Source organism: Glycocaulis abyssi (assembly GCF_041429775.1).
Taxonomy (GTDB): Bacteria; Pseudomonadota; Alphaproteobacteria; order Caulobacterales; family Maricaulaceae; genus Glycocaulis; species Glycocaulis abyssi.
In genome coordinates this window covers 2181534-2199190 of sequence record NZ_CP163421.1, presented here as the reverse complement: position 1 = coordinate 2199190, position 17657 = coordinate 2181534, and the positions used below count along the sequence as shown (strand labels likewise).

The 17657-nt window shown below is 63.4% G+C and carries 17 protein-coding genes; 11 read left to right on the top strand and 6 right to left on the bottom strand.

The window, feature by feature from the left end:
- Positions 1-15 precede the first annotated feature (15 nt).
- Positions 16-2145, top strand: coding sequence for a polyribonucleotide nucleotidyltransferase (gene pnp, locus AB6B38_RS10640; protein WP_371392831.1), 2130 nt, complete (start codon positions 16-18; stop codon positions 2143-2145).
- A gap of 224 nt (positions 2146-2369) precedes the next feature.
- On the opposite strand, the gene acnA is transcribed toward pnp, so the two are convergent.
- The gene (gene acnA, locus AB6B38_RS10635; RefSeq protein ID WP_371392830.1) at positions 2370-5048 is read right to left on the bottom strand and encodes an aconitate hydratase AcnA; all 2679 of its coding nucleotides are present in this window, start codon (positions 5046-5048) and stop codon (positions 2370-2372) included.
- Between the two features lie 259 nt (positions 5049-5307).
- On the opposite strand from acnA, the gene ccmA reads away from it, so the two are divergent.
- From ccmA to AB6B38_RS10605, 6 genes are all read left to right on the top strand, one after another.
- Complete coding sequence (ccmA, locus tag AB6B38_RS10630) at positions 5308-5901, top strand: heme ABC exporter ATP-binding protein CcmA (protein ID WP_371392829.1); 594 nt, start codon at positions 5308-5310, stop codon at positions 5899-5901.
- Entirely contained in the window at positions 5898-6566 is a 669-nt protein-coding gene (locus AB6B38_RS10625) for a heme exporter protein CcmB (RefSeq protein ID WP_371392828.1), read from the top strand. Before ccmA ends, AB6B38_RS10625 begins: the two co-directional genes overlap by 4 nt.
- A 78-nt stretch (positions 6567-6644) precedes the next feature.
- Positions 6645-7244 (top strand): hypothetical protein, encoded by a 600-nt coding sequence (locus AB6B38_RS10620; protein ID WP_371392827.1) that lies wholly within the window; start codon positions 6645-6647, stop codon positions 7242-7244.
- Positions 7245-7311: 67 nt separating this feature from the next.
- The gene (locus AB6B38_RS10615) at positions 7312-8043 is read left to right on the top strand and encodes a heme ABC transporter permease (protein WP_371392826.1); all 732 of its coding nucleotides are present in this window, start codon (positions 7312-7314) and stop codon (positions 8041-8043) included.
- Positions 8043-8198 carry a heme exporter protein CcmD gene (gene ccmD, locus AB6B38_RS10610; RefSeq protein ID WP_371392825.1) on the top strand — a complete coding sequence of 52 codons (156 nt, stop codon included), beginning with the start codon at positions 8043-8045 and terminating at the stop codon, positions 8196-8198. Before AB6B38_RS10615 ends, ccmD begins: the two co-directional genes overlap by 1 nt.
- Complete coding sequence (locus AB6B38_RS10605; protein ID WP_371392824.1) at positions 8195-8737, top strand: DsbE family thiol:disulfide interchange protein; 543 nt, start codon at positions 8195-8197, stop codon at positions 8735-8737. Before ccmD ends, AB6B38_RS10605 begins: the two co-directional genes overlap by 4 nt.
- Positions 8738-8740: 3 nt before the next feature.
- On the opposite strand, the gene AB6B38_RS10600 is transcribed toward AB6B38_RS10605, so the two are convergent.
- Positions 8741-9265 carry a MarR family winged helix-turn-helix transcriptional regulator gene (locus AB6B38_RS10600; RefSeq protein WP_371392823.1) on the bottom strand — a complete coding sequence of 175 codons (525 nt, stop codon included), beginning with the start codon at positions 9263-9265 and terminating at the stop codon, positions 8741-8743.
- A gap of 130 nt (positions 9266-9395) precedes the next feature.
- On the opposite strand from AB6B38_RS10600, the gene AB6B38_RS10595 reads away from it, so the two are divergent.
- A complete protein-coding gene (locus AB6B38_RS10595) occupies positions 9396-9935 on the top strand; it encodes an NUDIX domain-containing protein (protein WP_371392822.1) in 540 nt (179 codons plus the stop codon).
- Positions 9936-10071: 136 nt separating this feature from the next.
- On the opposite strand, the gene AB6B38_RS10590 is transcribed toward AB6B38_RS10595, so the two are convergent.
- From AB6B38_RS10590 to AB6B38_RS10575, 4 genes are all read right to left on the bottom strand, one after another.
- Positions 10072-11196 carry a serine hydrolase domain-containing protein gene (locus AB6B38_RS10590; protein WP_371392821.1) on the bottom strand — a complete coding sequence of 375 codons (1125 nt, stop codon included), beginning with the start codon at positions 11194-11196 and terminating at the stop codon, positions 10072-10074.
- Positions 11197-11211: 15 nt separating this feature from the next.
- A complete protein-coding gene (locus AB6B38_RS10585; RefSeq protein ID WP_371392820.1) occupies positions 11212-12030 on the bottom strand; it encodes a PfkB family carbohydrate kinase in 819 nt (272 codons plus the stop codon).
- A gap of 9 nt (positions 12031-12039) precedes the next feature.
- Entirely contained in the window at positions 12040-13584 is a 1545-nt protein-coding gene (locus AB6B38_RS10580; RefSeq protein WP_371392819.1) for a hypothetical protein, read from the bottom strand.
- Positions 13585-13655: 71 nt separating this feature from the next.
- Positions 13656-15659: a transglycosylase domain-containing protein gene (locus AB6B38_RS10575; protein WP_371392818.1), complete on the bottom strand. Its 2004-nt coding sequence runs from the start codon at positions 15657-15659 to the stop codon at positions 13656-13658.
- 147 nt (positions 15660-15806) lie between these two features.
- Here AB6B38_RS10575 and AB6B38_RS10570 point away from each other — a divergent pair, with 147 nt between their 5' ends.
- The 3 genes from AB6B38_RS10570 (at position 15807) to AB6B38_RS10560 (ending at position 17655) form a co-directional block, all read left to right on the top strand.
- Entirely contained in the window at positions 15807-16025 is a 219-nt protein-coding gene (locus tag AB6B38_RS10570) for a hypothetical protein (RefSeq protein ID WP_371392817.1), read from the top strand.
- Between the two features lie 35 nt (positions 16026-16060).
- Positions 16061-16297, top strand: a complete 237-nt coding sequence (locus AB6B38_RS10565) for a hypothetical protein (RefSeq protein ID WP_371392816.1) — start codon at positions 16061-16063, stop codon at positions 16295-16297.
- Positions 16298-16413: 116 nt separating this feature from the next.
- On the top strand, positions 16414-17655 hold the full coding sequence (locus tag AB6B38_RS10560) for a parallel beta-helix domain-containing protein (RefSeq protein ID WP_371392815.1): 1242 nt from the start codon (positions 16414-16416) through the stop codon (positions 17653-17655).
- Positions 17656-17657: the final 2 nt, after the last annotated feature.

The window sequence follows — 17657 nt, the reverse complement described above, 5'->3', positions numbered from 1 at the left end:
TACGTACGAGAGAACATGTTCAATATTCAAAAAGAGACGATCGACTGGGCTGGACGCCAGCTCACCATTGAAACCGGCCGTATGGCCCGCCAGGCGACCGGATCGGTTCTGGTCACTTACGGCGAGACAAGTGTGCTCGCGACCGCCGTGGCGATGAAACAGGTCAAGGAAGGAATGGATTTCTTCCCGCTGACCGTGAACTACCAGGAAAAATACTTCGCAGCCGGCAAGATCCCCGGTGGCTTTTTCAAGCGCGAAGGCCGTCCGACCGATAAGGAGACGCTGACCTCGCGCCTCATCGACCGGCCGATCCGCCCGCTCTTCCCCAAAGGCTTCAAGAACGACACCCAGGTCATGCTGACCGTCCTGTCGCACGACATGGAAAACGATCCTGATATCGTGGCCATGGTCGGCGCGTCGGCGGCGCTGGTTCTGTCCGGCCTGCCCTTCCTTGGCCCCATCGGCGCTGCGCGCGTGGGTTACAAGGATGGTGGCTACATCATCAATCCGACCATCGTGGAGATGGAGGACACCGAGCTTGATCTGGTTGTCGCCGGTACGGGCGATGCCGTGATGATGGTGGAATCCGAAGCGAAAGAACTGACCGAAGAGGTTATGCTCGGCGCGGTGATGGCCGGCCACGAGGCTTTCCAGCCCGTGATCGACATGATCATCCGCCTGGCGGAAAAAGCCGCGAAAGAGCCGTGGGACTTCGTGCCGGAAGACCATTCCGAGCTGGAAGCCAAGGTCCAGAAGCTCGTCGGCAAGGATATCGCCAAAGCCTACACCATCAAGGACAAGACCGAGCGCTATGCGGCGCTTGGTGCCGCGAAGGAAAAGGCCATCGCGGAGCTCGCCCTGTCGGAAGCCAATCCCGACGGTGTTGATCCGGCGGTGCTCAAAGGCGTGCTCAAAGACGTGGAAGCGTCTGTCGTGCGCGGCGGCATCATCAAGACCGGCAAGCGCATTGACGGGCGCAAGCTGGACGATGTGCGCGCTATCGTGTCGGAAGCGGGCATTCTGCCGCGCACGCACGGTTCGGCCCTGTTCACGCGCGGTGAAACCCAAGCGCTGTGTGTTGCCACGCTCGGCACCGGCGAAGACGAGCAGATGATCGACGATCTGACGGGGATGTATAAGGAGCGCTTCATGCTCCACTACAATTTCCCGCCCTATTCGGTCGGTGAAACCTCCTTCCGCCTGGCTCCGGGCCGCCGCGAGATTGGCCATGGCAAGCTGGCCTGGCGGGCCATGCGCGCGGTTCTGCCGAGCGCGGAAGACTTCCCCTACACGATCCGTCTGGTCTCCGAGATCACCGAGTCCAACGGCTCGTCCTCGATGGCGACGGTGTGTGGTTCATCCCTCGCGCTGATGGATGCCGGTGTGCCGATCAAGCGTCCGGTTTCGGGCATCGCCATGGGCCTTATCAAGGACCCGGACGGCATTGCCGTGCTGTCGGACATTCTCGGTGACGAAGATCATCTGGGCGACATGGACTTCAAGGTGGCCGGTACCGAAGTTGGCATCACCTCGCTGCAGATGGACATCAAGATCGCCGGCATCACGAAGGAGATCATGGAAACCGCGCTGAGCCAGGCTCATGCCGGGCGCGCCCATATCCTCGCCGAGATGAACAAGGCGCTTACCGGCGCCCGCGGCGAGCTGGCCGATACCGCGCCGCGCATCGAGCAGATGAAAATCCCGGTCGACAAGATCCGCGATGTCATCGGCACGGGCGGCAAGGTGATCCGCGAGATTGTGGAGAAGACCGGTGCCAAGGTGAATGTCGAAGACGATGGCACGATCAAGATCGCCTCGTCGGACGCAGGCTCCATCAAGGCGGCCCGCGACTGGATCCACTCGCTGACGGCTGAGCCGGAGCAGGGCGCGATCTATCAGGGCAAGGTGGTCAAGGTCATGGACTTTGGTGCCTTCGTGAACTTCTTCGGCGCGCGTGACGGCCTCGTTCACGTCTCCCAGCTGAAGGCCGAGCGCGTCAATCACCCCAACGATGTCGTCAAGGAAGGCGATTCTGTATGGGTGAAGCTGATGGGCTTTGACGACCGGGGTAAGGTGAAACTTTCCATGAAGGTCGTGAACCAGGAAACCGGTGAGGAAATCACCGCTGAGGGCGACGCCGCGTAAGCGCCATCACCTAGCCTGATATGAGAAAACCCCGGACGGAAACGTCCGGGGTTTTTTTTGGTGTTTGGTGCGGCTGTCAGGTTTCCTCCCCCGTTTACGGGGGAGGTGTCAGCGTAGCTGACGGAGGGGGGGGAGCTTGTTTCGAATATCCCCCCTCGGTCCTCCGGACCACTCCCCCCGTGAACGGGGGGAGACACCATGACAATGCTGAGAGCGGAAGGTCCCTACGCCGCTGCGCGCTGGCGCAGGACGTAGTGGAGAATGCCGCCGTTTTTGAAGTAGTCGAGCTCGTTCTCGGTATCGATGGCGGCGCGCAGCGTCACCGTCCTGGAGGTGCCGTCAGACGCGGTGATGACGGCCTTCACATCGGCGCGCGGGGTGATGGCCGACACACCGTCGAGCGTTACCGTCTCATCGCCTTTCAGGCCCAGCGAAGACCAGCTCTGCCCGTCCTTGAAGACCAGCGGCAGCACGCCCATGCCGATAAGGTTGGAGCGGTGGATGCGCTCAAAGCTCTCGGTGATGACGGCGCGCACGCCCAGAAGCCGCGTGCCTTTGGCTGCCCAGTCCCGTGAGGAGCCGGTGCCGTATTCCTTGCCGCCAAAGACGACCAGCGGACGGCCTTCCTCGGCGTATTTCATCGCCGCATCATAGATCGCCATCTGCTCGCCCGACGGGTGGTGGATGGTCACGCCGCCTTCAACGCCCGGCACCATCTGGTTCTTGATGCGGATATTGGCAAATGTGCCGCGCATCATCACGTCATGGTGGCCCCGGCGCGCGCCGTAGGAGTTGAACTCCAGCGGCTCCACGCCATTGGTCTGCAGCCATTTGCCTGCCGGGCTTGCCGCCTTGATGGAGCCTGCCGGCGAGATGTGGTCGGTGGTGATGCTGTCGCCAAAGAGGCCAAGGATGCGCGCATCCTTCACGTCTGACGGCGGGGTGACATCCGTCGTCATGCCTTCAAAGAAGGGCGGGTTGGCGACATAGGTGGAATCCGGCCAGTCGTAAGTGAGGCCCGAACCGCTCTCAATGCCCTGCCAGTACTCATCGCCCTTGAAGACGTCGGCATAGCGGGTGGCGAACATGTCCGGCGTGACGGCCGAGCGGACCACTTCGGCGATCTCGGCGGACGTCGGCCAGATGTCTTTCAGATAGACCGGCTCGTTATTGTCGTCATAGCCGATCGGGTCTTCGGTGAGGTTGATATTCATCGTCCCGGCGAGCGCGTAGGCGACGACCAGAGGCGGGCTCGCCAGATAGTTGGCGCGCACATCCGGATTGACCCGGCCTTCGAAGTTGCGATTGCCCGACAGGACCGAGCAGGCCACCAGATCACCCTCGGCCATCGCCTTGGAGATCTTTTCAGGAAGCGGCCCGGAATTGCCAATACAGGTCGTGCAGCCATAGCCCACGAGATTGAAGCCGAGCGCATCGAGATCATCCTGCAGACCGGCGCGCAACAGATAGTCGGTGACAACCTGTGAACCCGGCGCCAGCGAGGTTTTCACCCAGGGCTGGACTTTCAGCCCGCGCTTGACCGCGTTGCGGGCAACGAGCCCCGCGCCCAGCATGACGGACGGGTTGGAGGTGTTGGTGCACGAGGTAATGGCAGCGATCACCACGCTGCCATGCCCGACCGAGTATTGCTCGCCCTCGACGCGCACCTGACGGGCGCCGTCTTCAAGCTTCTTGAATTCGCTGTCGAGCACTTGCGCGAACTCGTCGGCGGCGTCTTTCAGGGCTACACGGTCCTGCGGGCGCTTAGGTCCGGCCAGCGACGGCTCGACGGAAGCCAGATCAAGGTGGAGCGTGTCGGTATAGACCGGCTCGTCAGTGCGTTCCGGGCGGAACATGCCCTGAGCACGCGAGTATTCCTTGACCAGCTTGACGCGCGAGGCGTCGCGGCCCGTGGAGGCGAGGTAGGCGAGGGTCTCGTTGTCGACGGGGAAGAAGCCGCAGGTCGCGCCGTATTCCGGGGCCATGTTGGCGATGGTGGCCGCGTCTTCCAGAGACAGGCTATCAAGGCCCGCGCCGTAGAATTCCACGAATTTGCCGACCACACCCTTCTTGCGCAGCATCTGCACGACAGTCAGCACCAGATCGGTGGCGGTCGCGCCTTCAGGCAGCTTGCCGGTCAGTTTAAAGCCGATGACTTCGGGGATCAGCATGGAGACCGGCTGGCCGAGCATGGCCGCTTCTGCCTCGATACCGCCGACGCCCCAGCCGAGAACCGCCATGCCGTTGACCATGGTGGTGTGGCTGTCGGTACCGACCAGCGTGTCCGGGAAGGCGTAGGTGACGCCGTCCTCATCCTTCGTCCAGACGGTCTGGGCGAGGTATTCGAGGTTCACCTGGTGGCAGATGCCGGTGCCGGGCGGGACGACGCGGAAATTGTCGAACGCGCTCGCGCCCCATTTGAGGAATTTGTAGCGCTCGCCATTGCGCTCGTACTCGCGCTCCACATTGCGCTTGAAGCTGTCGGCGGTGCCGAACACATCGACCATGACCGAGTGGTCAATGACCAGATCAACCGGCACCAGCGGGTTGACGCTTTTCGGATCACCACCCAGCGCTTTCGTGGCGTCGCGCATGGCAGCCAGGTCCACAACCGCCGGAACGCCGGTAAAGTCCTGCATCAGCACGCGCGCCGGGCGGTACTGGATTTCGTGGGAGGACTTGCCCGTCTTCACCCATTCGGCGACAGCCTCGATATCGGCTTTTGTCACCGTTGAGCCGTCTTCAAAGCGCAGCAGGTTCTCCAGCAGGACTTTGAGCGTGTAGGGCAGTTTCGACGCGCCGGTAAGGCCGTTCTTCTCCGCCTCTTTCAGGTCGAAATACTGGTAGGATTTGCCGTCTACGATCATTTCGCGGCGGCATTTGAAGCTGTCCAGAGAAGCCATGTCACATCCTTAATCGCGGGTCTGCCCTGCCGATGGTGCGGGGAGAGGGATATCCCGCGATCCGGCTCGTCAGGCTTAAGAGGAGACGGTTTCCGGCGGGTTGCGCATGTCGATGAGCAAATCCGGCGCGAAAGCCGTCCTTGGCGCGCCTTTTAGCCCTGCTTCCCCTGCGCTGCAATGCATCAAGGCGCTATTTGATCCTCCTGTGGTCGATATTGCCCCATTCCGTGCGCGCACATATTGCGCTAGGGGCTTAACGATGAGCGTCGCCGCCCCTGACATCGCCGCCAGTCTTGGCGTCCAGAGCCTCACCCTTTCGCGGGGCGGGCGCGCGCTGGTGCGTGATCTCTCCTTCACGCTCGCACCCGGCGAAGCGCTGGTGCTGACCGGACCCAATGGCACCGGCAAGACAACGCTATTGCGCGCGATTGCGGGCCTTGTCCGGCCTGATGCCGGCACGATCACTGCCCTGCCTCTTGCGTATCTTGGTCATGGCGATGCGCTCAAACCTGCCGAGACGGTGAGCGAGGCCATAAGCTTTGCCGCCCGCCTGCACGGGGCTGGCGATGGCAGGGCCGCGCTTGCTGCGATGGGGCTATCAAAACTGGTCTTTCGCGCCTGCGGCCAGCTTTCCGCCGGGCAGAAGCGCCGTCTTGCCATTGCGCGGTTGACGCTCAATACCGAGGCCCGGCTCTGGCTGATGGATGAACCGGCGGCACCGCTGGATGGTGACGGCAAGGCGCTGCTCGCTGCTTTGGTGGCCGATTTCCGGGCCAGGGGCGGCATGGTCATCGCCGCCACGCATGCTGATCTTGGCTGGAGCGATGTGCGCATGCTGGAGATGAGGGCATGAGCGCGCTGCTGGCTGTCTTCGTGCGCGAATGGCGTCTGGCCGCTGCGGGCGGGGGCGGAGCGGCCGGGCCTGCCGCCTTCATGCTGGCCGCGCTGGCGCTTGTCCCGCTGGCCATAGGTCCGGATGCGGAGATTTTGCGCGCGGCGGCGCCGGGCGTCATCGCCTTTGCGGCCTTGCTCGCGAGCCTGCAAGGCGCAGAGCGCCTGTTTGGTGATGATCTCTCCGATGGCACGCTGGAGCTTTACGCGCTCTCTCCGGTCTCGCTGACCGCCCTCTCGGCAATCAAGGCGGCCGCCTATGTCAGCGCCGTGCTCTGGCCTGCGCCCCTGATCGGGTTCGTCGCGGCCATGGCCTATGGCATGGACGGGCCAAGCGCGGCGGCGCTCAGTATCGGTCTTGTGCTGGCCCTGCCGGGCCTCGCGCTGGTGTCCGGCTTTGCCGGCGCGCTGGCTGCGGGTGTGAAGCGCTCCGGGCTTCTCATCGCGCTCATCGCCGCGCCGCTGCAGGTGCCCTTGCTGGTCTTTGTAGCCGGTGCAGGCCGCACCGCGCTGGAGGGGACGGGCCTTGCGGGCGCGAACCTGATGCTGGCAGGCGCATTTTCGCTGGCCGCGCTGGCGCTGGCACCTTTCGGTATGGCGGCGGCCTTGAGAGGGCGGCTGGAGTAGTGGCTGAAGGTGTCATCACAGCGAGACTCGAGATAGTAACACCTAGTGTTGCCACGCGTGGGGCGCATCGAGGATCAAATGGACCTTCAATTCTTAAGTTCGCTTTTTAATATCACGAAGCGGCCGCTCGCAGCGATGGCAGGTGCGGGTGCTTCTTGCGTGGCTTTGATTTATTTTAGTTGGGTAAACGAGGAAGTTTCTCGCCTAACCGACGGGGGCTGGCTCATACCAATGTTCGTCAGTGCGCTCCTGCTAGGCGCACCAATTGGTGTTACGGCGTTTAGCGTAATTTTGTTTGTCGCCGAATGTACAAAGCAGTTATACAAGAAGGGTGCTGCGATACTTGTTCAGAATATCAGACCAAGAATAATTTCGGATACACTAAGAAAATTGCCGCGTGATGAGAAATTGTTCTTGATCGGAAAGTTGCGTGGCCGTGACTCTCACATAATTGGCGCTCCTTCACCTAGACTTCTATATTTGTTTAGACGCCTAGAGAAAAAGGGTGTTTGCGTGCAATATAATGAAGGATATCGGGCAACCTATTTTGTTTCCGCTGCGGCGTGGTCGGTTATTTCTGAGAGGCCCGAGGTAATCGGAATGCGTTGGGCGCCAGACCATCATGATGGGTTGAAGTTGTACGAAATCTCGGCAAAACGCGAAAACCTCGACGGGTAACCCAAAAGCCTCCCTGCGGCGCTGCGTCCGCTTGCGGAATAACGGCTCAAAGTCTAGGTGAAGCGAGATGTGGAGCGCCTTTGCCAATCCGGAGCGTTTTGAGCGTCTTGCGGCGCGGCTTGTGCCGTGGTTCGGCTGGGGTGCAGCGATCCTCTTTGCCATCGGCTTGCCCTGGGCGCTGATCTTCTCGCCGCCGGACTATCAGCAGGGCGACACGGTGCGCATCATGTATGTGCACGTACCGTCAGCCTGGCTCTCCATGGCGGCCTATGCGGGCCTTGGCGGGGCAAGCTTTGTCTACTTCATCTGGCGCCACAATATCGCTGATCTCGCCGCGCAGGCACTGGCGCCCATCGGGGCCGTGTTTGCCTTCCTGACGCTGGCGACCGGATCGCTCTGGGGCCGGCCCATGTGGGGGACGTGGTGGGAGTGGGATGCACGCCTTACCTCCATGCTGGTCCTGTTCTTGCTGTATCTTGGATACATGGCGCTGCGCGCCGCGATAGAGGATGAGCGCCTTGCCGCGCGCGCAGGCGCGATCCTTGCCATGGCGGGGCTGATCAACCTGCCGGTCATCAAATTCTCCGTGGACTGGTGGAATACGCTGCATCAGCCGGCAAGCGTGATCCGGCTCGATGGCCCGACCATCCATATGAGCCAGCTCTGGCCGCTATTGGTGATGGCGCTGGCGTTTACCGCGCTGATGACCGCGCTCGTCTTGATGAATGTGCGCAATATGAGCCTTGCCCGGCGCGCCGAGGCACGCGCAAGGCGGAAGATCGAAGGGGAGAGCGCGTGATGGCGGAATTTCTCTCCATGGGCGGCCACGCGGTATGGGTCTGGAGCTGTTACGGCCTTACCGTCGGCGGTATTGTGCTGCTGATCTGGCTCAGCTTTCGTCAGCGGGCCAGGGCGCGCCAATGGCAGAAAATGGCCGGAGACGGCCAGCCATGAGCCGCATCGTCTTCTGGGCGCCGCTCGGTGCCATAGCCCTGCTGCTGGCGGTGTTTGCCATCGCGCTGACCGGGCGTGAAGGTACGCTGGGCGATCCGATGACGGGCCGGGCCCTGCCGGAGCTTCCGGTTACGGAATTTGGTGCAGGCTTTGCCCATTTCGATCCTGAAACAATCGAGGGGCCTTATCTGTTGAACTTCTGGGCGAGCTGGTGCGGGCCGTGCGAGATAGAGCATCCGCTGCTGGAGGAGCTGGCGGCGAGCGGCATTCCCGTTCACGGCATCACCTATGCCGACCGGCCGGAAAACAGCCTCGCCTTCCTTGCGCGGCTGGGTAATCCGTTCACGACGCTGGCGGCGGACCATGAGCGCCGCGCCGCGCTAGAGCTGGGCGTTACAGGCGCGCCGGAAACCTTCATCATTGATGGAGAGGGCATTATCCGCGCGCGCTGGCGCGGGGCGATCACGCCGGAGATATGGCAGCGCAGGCTAGAGCCTGTCTGGCATGCGGCGGTGAGAGAGGCGGAGCTCCGCGGGTAGGGGCTACTTCTTCTTTTTCTTCTTTTTCTTCTTGTCTTTGTCCTTGGCGTCCTTCTTGGCCGCCTTCTCCTTGCCCTTGGGACCGGTATCGGGGTCCAGCGCGCGCGATATGCGCACCAGCGCATCGACAAAATTGGCCCGCTTGTTCTTGGCAAGGACGGACAGGATCGCCTCGTCAGCGGCTTTCGCGCCATCAACGGCGGTCTGATGCAGGGCGCGGCCCTCATCGGTGAGTTTCACCGCATTGGCTCTGGCATCGCCGGGGGCTTTCTCGCGTGCCACAAGGCCGCGCGTGGCCATGCGGCTGACCAGCTCTGCCAGCGTGGAACGGTCAATCCCGGTGCGCTGGACCAGCTGGGTCTGGGTCTGGCCGTCTGCCTCTTTCAGCGCGCTCAAGACCGCGAACTGGCGCTGGGTGATTTCCACCCCGCCCGTGGCCGCAGAGAAGCGCTCGGCGGCAAATTGCTGTGCGCGGTGGAGGAGCTGGCCCGGCGAGGCCGCCAGGTCAAATTCTGCCTTGTCACCCATAATGCCCTCTTCATCCGATGACTGAGCTTCGGGTAGACTACACGCCAATTGTCACGGTTCAATGTCAATTCCGTCCTGATACGGAAAAGGGGCGGTGTCAGGCAGTCCAACAGGAGGCCCGCGTAGCGCCATGCCAGACCAACCGCCCAAGTTCGAACGCACTGTGCCTGAAGGCGATAATCGCACCCGGAACGTGTGCTCCACCTGCGGATTCATTGATTATGTGAACCCGAAAATCGTCGCTGGCTCTGTCGTGTTCAACGCGAATGGAGAGATATTGATGTGCCGCCGGGCGATTGAACCGCGCTCCGGTTTCTGGACGCTGCCCGCAGGCTTCATGGAGCAGGGCGAGAGTGTTGAGGAGGCGGCAAAACGCGAAGCCTGGGAGGAGGCGTTTGCCGTCATCGCCATTGAAGACCTGATCGGCGTCTATTCCGTCCCGCGGATTTCACAGGTGCAGATTTTCTTCCGCGCGCGGCTTGCCGAGCCGGATATCAGGCCCGGCCCGGAGAGTCTGGAGGTGCGCTTCTTCGCGCTCGATGATCTGCCCGGGGACGAGCTCGCTTTCCCGTCGGTACGATGGGCAGTCGACGATTATCTAGCCCGGCAGGGCAAGAGCGGTGTCGCGCCGGAACTGCGGACCCAGGCCAAGGGGATCACGCCGTATTAGGGTGCAATTTGGTTTCCTCCCCCGTTTACGGGGGAGGTGTCTGGCTTGCCAGACGGAGGGGGGGGGGAAACTTTTCTTTTCAAAATCCCCCCCTCGGTCCTTCGGACCACTCCCCCCGCAGGCGGGGGGAGAAAAGCTAGTACGCCGCTTCAATAAGCCTTATTGCGCGCGGATCGCCGGCCAGCACATCCATCTGGCGGTTCATCACATAGGCGCCGGACAGGCCGGTTACCGGGTCGGCAAAGGCGCATGAGCCGCCAAAGCCGTAATGACCGACCGCGCGGGGCTCAGGGCCGAACCAGCCTGAATCCCGGCTCACGTTCACGCCCGCCCCGAACGCGATATCGAAGGGCAGGACGCGATCTTCACCCGCTACGCGGATTTCCATCGCCTCGTTCACGACCGCTTCGCTCAACAGGCGTTCGCCGCGCAAAAGCCCGCCTGTCGCGAACACGCCCATCAGCTCGGCGAGGCCCCTGGCGGTGGCGTGCGCGTTGGCGGCGGGAAACTCGGCCGAGCGCCATTCGGCTGCGCCGCGCCGTCCGGGCGAGGACCAGGCTTTGAGGAAGGCCGCCTGCTTCTCTGCATTCATCTTGCCCAGATGCGGCGGACGTGGCGGCAGGACATGCTCGCCCGCACGCGCATGCAACGATTCAGGCAGGCCGATATGAACATCGATATCGCGCGGTCCGGCGATGACTTCGCGCAATAGCCCGCCAATCGTGCGGCCCCTGGGGTCTGCGCGTCTTATGGCGGCATCGGCCAGGAAGCCGAAGGTAATGGGGTGATAGCCGCTGCCTTCGCCCAGCGGCCACATGGGCGCCATGGCAGCCAGGCGCGCCTCGATCAGTTCGCGGTTGAACCAGTCGGAAGGCTCCATCGCTTCAGTGAAGCCCGGCAGGCCTGCCTGATGGGAGAGCGCATCGCCGAAACTGACCGCCTCCTTGCCTTCAGCGGCAAACTCCGGCCAGAGATCGGCCAGCTTCGTGTCATAGGTGAGCCAGCCCTGATCGACAGCGTAGGCCGCGACAATCGCGCTGATCGCCTTGCCGGTGGAGAAGACCGGGATGAGGGTGCCCTCTTGCCAGTCCTTCGTTCGCGCGCGGTCGGCATGACCCGCCCAGATATCGACGCGCTTCTCGCCCTTCTCATAGAGGGCGAAGGCTGCGCCGATCTCGTCACCGGCCTCGAAATTGGCGCGCATGGCGTCGGCGACGGCTTCAAAGCCGGGCGCGATGTGTCCGTGGATCGTGATGCTCATGGGGCAAGGTCTTTCTTATGAAGGCTTCGCGTGTTCAAGCGCGCCCAGCAGCAGGTCGTGGCTGCGGGCTTCCAGGCTGGCGCGGATCACCCGTTCGCAGGCTTCTGTAACGTGATCGCACAGCGCTTGCCCCGTATCGCCTTCCAGACGCGCCACCAGCGCCAGCGCGGCCAGCAGATCGCCCGTGCCGTGCGGCACGCCCTCCAGCCGGTCTACGGCGGCAGAGCAGCTTGTCTGGCCGTCTGCCAGCAGAACCGCCAGCCGGTCTGTTCCCTCCGGTACAGAGGTGACGAGGACGGGTTTTGCAAGCGTGTTTGCGGCGCTTCTGGCAGACGCTGTATCCGTCACGGGCCGTCCTGTCAGGAAGGCCAGCTCGAACGCGTTGGGCGTGATGAGATCGGCCAGCTGGACCAGCCGGGCGGCAATGGCCTCTGCGGTCTCGCGCTTCACATAAAGCCCGTCCGCCGTGCCATCGGCGACGCCATCGCCGCAGATCGGGTCGACCAGCACGAATATGTCCGGGTTGGCGGCTTTGGCGGTCTCTATGAAGGCGGCAGCTGTGCGCACCTGCTCCGCGCTGGCAAAATAGCCGGTGAGGATGGCGCGTGCGCGGGAGTGAGCGCCATGGGCCAGCAGGCCGTCTAGCGCGCCCGCGAACACCGTATCGGGCACGGCTCCACCGCCCGGAGCGCCAAGGCCCGGATGGCGGCCGAAAATCACGCTTGGCACATGCTCAGGCGTGAAGCCTGCGCGCGTCAGCACGGCGGCGCTGACGCTGCCGCCAACCCGGCTGCCCGCTACCAGCGAGCTTAAAATGATGATGCTGCGGTCCAAGGGGCTGACTTATTCCTGTCCGGGCCGTTCCACGTTTACCGCCAGGCCCAGCCGGTCGATGTCAAACTCGCCCGACGGGCTGACCAGCGCAGGCAGCGGCACTGGCTCTGGCGGATCGAGCGTGATGATGAGCGTGCCGCCATCGCGCACAAAGTCGGACAAGGGCCGGGATATCGCATTGATGAAGGGCCGGGGGATTTCGGCTGGCAGGGCCGACAGGCCAAGCGCGATCAGGGCGGAAGCCTGTACGCGCATCTGCGCCGGGGTGACACCGCTCATCTGGGCATAGGCGGAAAAGCTGCGGTCCAGAAGGGAGTGGTCTTCCAGGCGGATTTCCAGCCTGTGCAGGCGCAGGAGGCGTTCCAGCTCTGCCAGCGCTTCGGGCTCGGAGACTGCGCTATCGCGCGCGGCCGCGACAGCATCGCCATAGGCTTGCACGCCGGAAATCTGCTGTTGCGCCGAGAGTGTCAGCCCGTCTTCCCAGACAAAGCGGTTATTGTTCTGGGTCTGGAGGGTGTCTGTGGCCGGATCGTAGATCGTATCGGTCTCGAAACGCAGCACCACCTCCTCATAGCCGAGGAATCCCAGCACGTTGTGGACATGCTCGCCCGGATCGCTGCCGCGCTCAGCGGAAAGGCGCAAGGCCGGCATGGAGCCGGTTGTGCGCAGGCGCTCGCCTTCGGGTGTCACGTCAGCGCTGAAGCTGTCCATCTCGTAGACCACGCCGCTCGCCACGCCGGAGAGGCCGGTCATGGAGAGGCTGCGATAGTAATCGGCCGGGTTACCGGAAATGGCGGTCTGGAGCAGCGACGCGGCCTCGTCATCAAACAGCGAGGCGAGAAAGCGCGCGCCTACCCTCTCCATTTCAACGTTTTCAATCTCGAAGCGCGTGGCGGGGCCGTCAAAGCTGATGCTTTCCACGCGCGCCAGTTCCAGCCCGGTCTCGTCCAGACCGCGCAGGCTGACATTTGCTGCCTGCAGCGTGCCGTCTCCCTCCGGGAGGGACACCGACAGGCCCGCCAGGGACATTTCCCGGAAGCTGTAGGCGGCGAGGTTGGCGGCCAGATCAGGCAGATCGTCTGTCTCGCCTGTGAAGGAGGCCGCGATGGAGCGTGAGAGGGCCGGGCCGGGCCGGTCGATGACGAGGCGCTCAAAGCGGGTTTCACCGCCTTCAAGGTCCGTCAGCACGGCGTTTTCCAGCGTCAACCGGTCAAAGCGGACCACACCCTCCTCAAGGCGCGGTGCGGCAATCTCCATGATCTCCGCGTTCAGCCGGCTCTCTACCAGCGTGTCTTCTGCGTCTTCTCCGCCTTCTGTCTCCACTTGCGCCAGCAGCAGGGTGAAGTTCTCAAAGCGGAAGACGCCATTGGCAAACTCGCGGTTCTCCCAGTCCGCCCGGCCCGGCTCTTCCAGTCCCAGCACGCGCGCAGCCTCGGCGGCGTCATCGGAGGTGACGCGGGTTGCAGGCGGCTCGCGTCCCTCATTCCTGTCGCCGCAGGCGGCAAGCAGCAGGGCGGACGCAAGCAGGACGGGCAGGGCGCGCAATACGGACATGGCAAGGGCTTTCAGGCTGGCAGCGGGGTAAGGCGCCAGCCTAGTGCCTCAATAGCGTCAGAGCTAGCCGCTCAGTCCCGTGGCAGGCGCGTCAGCAGTCCGGCAATCGGATCCTCGGCCGGCTCGCTGGCGGGCGGCGCAGGCGGCGGGCTTTCCTCATAGGCTGTGCTGACAAGGTTTTCATCCTCAAGCGCGCTTAATAGACGCGCCAGCCTGTCCGGGTCCGTGGCCGGAGCGGCGGGCATGTCATCGGGCATGGCGATCACCGGTGCGGCCGCGAGCATGGAGGCGAAAATGCGCGCCGGTCCGGTGCCGCCCGACCCGGCATCGGTGGACGCGTTGGAATCATTGCCGGTCCAGACCACGGTGACAAGGCCATCGGCCCAGCCGGCAAACCACGCATCGCGGAAACCATTGGTGGTGCCGGTCTTGCCGCGCACTTCGCGGCCCTGAACAGCGGCCGAGCGGCCGGTGCCATAGCGGACTGTAGCGGCAAAGAGCTGGTCCATTTCGCGCACGACCCGGTCGGCCAGAACGATGGGGCCGGGGCCGGTTTCGCGCGCCCAGAGAACTTCGCCTGAAGGGGTTTCGAGCCGGATTACGGCGTGGGTTTCCACGGCCCGCCCGCCATTCATAAACGGCACATAGGCGCGTGCCAGCTCCAGCGGCGTCACCTCATAGGCACCCAGAGACAGGGAATGGGTGTTCTCCATCGGGCTCTCAATGCCGAGACGCCGGGCGAGGCGCAGCGTGTAGGCGCGCCCGGTGGCTTCGGCCAGCTGGACCGCGATGGAGTTGGACGAGCGGGCAAAGGCGCGCTCCAGCGTCATCTCGCCCTCATAGCGGTTTTCCCAGTTGGCCGGGGACCAGCTGCCATAGCTGACCGGCTCGTCGATCATGAGATCAGCCGGAGACCATCCGGCTTCAAAGGCGGAGGCGTAGATGAAGGGTTTGAAGGCCGAACCCGGCTGGCGGCGGGCGGACGTGGCGCGGTTGAAGGGCGAGCGGGCATAGTCGGTGCCGCCGCTCATGGCCGCGACCGCGCCAGCCGCGTCGAGCGCTATAATGGCCCCGTTGGCAGCCCCGCGTGCGATGTCCGGATCGGCAAGGCCGCGCGTCAGGGCGCTGTCGGCGGCGCGCTGCACCTCGATATCCAGCGTGGTGCGCACCACCACATCGCCCTCCCATGAGGGGGCATGAAGGGCCAGCAGGGTGCGCGCCTCGCTGGCGGCAAAATCGGCAAACCAGCCCGCGCCGGGGCTGGAGGAACCGCGCGAGACACGGATCGGCGCAGAGGCAGCGGCCAGCCTTTCCTCCTCGGTGATCCGGCCGGTGGCCAGCATCAGGTCCAGAACAACGGTGGCCCGCACGGCCGCGCGCGTCGTGTCACTGGCCGGGGAGTAGCGCGACGGGGCTTTCAGCAGACCCGCCAGCAGCGCCGCCTCGCCGATATCCAGCTCATGGGGACCGCGCCCGAAATAGCGCCGCGAGGCGTTTTCTGCGCCCCAGGCTCCGGCCCCGAAATAGACCCGGTTGAGGTAAAGGGCGAGTATCTCGTCCTTGGTGAAGCGGGTTTCCAGCCAGAAGGCGAGCATCATTTCCTGCGCCTTGCGCCGGAAAGTGCGGTCTGGCGTCAGAAAGAGGTTTTTTGCCAGCTGCTGGGTGATGGTGGAGCCGCCCTGCACGACGCGTCCGGCGCGCAGGTTTGCCAGCGCGGCGCGGGTGGTACCGATCAGGTCAATGCCGAAATGGTGATAGAAGCGCCGGTCTTCCACCGCCAGCACCGCGTCGACGAGGTGATGGGGCAGGGCATCGGCGCTTATCGTTGTCCCGGAACTGTCGCCTCGCCGGGCGATCACCCGGCCATGCCGGTCTAGAAATGTCATGGCGGTGCCGGTGGGCGCTGCCGCGAGCGAGGAAGTATCAGGCAGGTCACGCGCAAGGCTGACCAGATACATAGTGCCCAGCAGGATTGTGACGGTGGCCAGCGCCGTCAGCGCACGCGCCAGCAGCATCCAGCCCTTCGGGCGGCGCTTGTGTGTACCGACAGGAACGCGGATGGAGGTGCGGGTCACGGGTGTTTCGTATTGCCTTGATTGAACACACACCAGCTAACGCCAACAGCGTTAAGGCGCCGTGAACCCTGAAAGCTGATGCAAAACGCCTTGCCAGCCAGCCGGGCAGGGGCGATCATCTGGCCAGCCAGAGGGAGCCCGCTCATCATGTCCTTGACGCCACGCCTACGGCGCCCAGCCCTGCTTGCGGGCTTTGCGACAACCCTTGCCATGCTGGCGGCCTGCGCCAATGTGCCGGGCGAAACCGTCTGCCCGGAGCGCGGGCAGAATACCGGCAGCTGGCCCTATTGCGCACCGTCCGACCCCGGAGGCGGGGGCGGCATCATGCGTGACGACCGGATCAACCCGTCAGGCGGACAAAACTAGGAAACGCCGCCTGCCTTTTTGAGGAAAAGAAGGTTATGGCGGAAATTCCTTATGAAATACAGATATTTGCTGTTGCCCTGGTGGCCAGCCTGGTCATCGGCCTGCCAGTGCGCATTGCCGGATGGCGCGCCAGCGTCATTGCGGTTCGCGGTTTCTGGCGACTGACGCGGCGCTATCGCTTCTGGATATTCCTGATCGCGCTTGCCGGCATGCTGGCAGGTCTGTGGAGCTTTGAGAGCATTCGCGGGCTTGTCTTTGGCTGGTGGAACTAGGTTTCGCGCAAAGCGGCAGAGGCCCCCTTTCCTTTGCTGAAATAAACTCGCAAACTGATCGCTCAGTGAAACGCGGAAACACGCGTATCGATGACCTGTCTGGGGAGGACTATCCGATGAGAGCTATCTGGCGCGCCGGACTGGCGGCTTTTTCTGCACTGGCCGTGTTGCAGGCTTGTGGCCAGCAGACCGGCCAGACGCGCGATGTGTCCAGCGCGGACCGTGAATACCAGAACGTGCTGATGGAGGCGCTGCTGGATGCTGCGCCCGGTAGTGTCATCGAGATACCGGCCGGCGTGTTTGTCATCGAGCGCGGGCTTTCGCTGGCCAATGTCGACGGCGTCACGATCCGCGGCGCGGGCATGGACGAGACAATCCTCTCCTTCGCCGAGCAGCGCGCGGGCTCTGAGGGGCTTCTGGTGACGGGCTCCAACAATTTCACCATTGAGGACCTCGCGATCGAGGACACGATCGGTGATGCGCTCAAAGTCACGGGCGGGGAGAACATCGTCATCCGCCGGGTGCGCACCGAATGGACCAGAGGCGTCTCCACCGATAATGGCGCCTATGGCATCTATCCGGTGCTGACGCGCAATGTACTGATCGAGGACTCGGTGGCGATTGGCGCATCGGACGCAGGCATTTATGTCGGCCAGTCGGACAATATCGTCGTGCGGGGTAACCGCGCCGAATACAATGTGGCGGGGATCGAGATCGAAAACTCGATGGACGCGGACGTGTACGGCAATGTGGCGACCAACAATACGGGCGGCATTCTGGTCTTCAACATGCCGAACCTCCCCCGCCCCGGCCATGGCACGCGCGTGTTCGACAATGATGTCTATGAGAACAATACGCGCAATTTCGGCCATGCCGGCACGCCGGTCGCCAATGTGCCGGCTGGTACGGGCATTCTCGTCAACTCCAATGATGATGTGGAGATTTTCAACAATCGCGTGTCGCGCAACCGCACGGCCAATGTGATCATCTCCTCGCTGCATTCGGCCGGTTTCTCCGAGCTGGGCGTGGAGAGCGATTTCGATCCCTATCCGGAGCGCATCCATATCCATGGGAACACGTTTGAGGGCGGCGGGAACAATCCGGACGGGATGGATCTGCAGGCTTTGCGCATTGCCCTGTTCGGCCCGACGGGCCGCATCCCGGACGTGCTCTGGGACGGGTATGTGGACGAGGCCAAGATGGTCGATGGCGCGCTGCCGGATGATCTGCGTATCTGCGTTTCGGGTGCCGAAGTGCTCAATGCCGATGGTCCTGGCGGGTATGGCAATCCGCGTATCGCCACGGCGGAGCACGATTGCAGCCATGAGCCGCGTGCAGCGGTAGAACTGCCCTTCTAGGC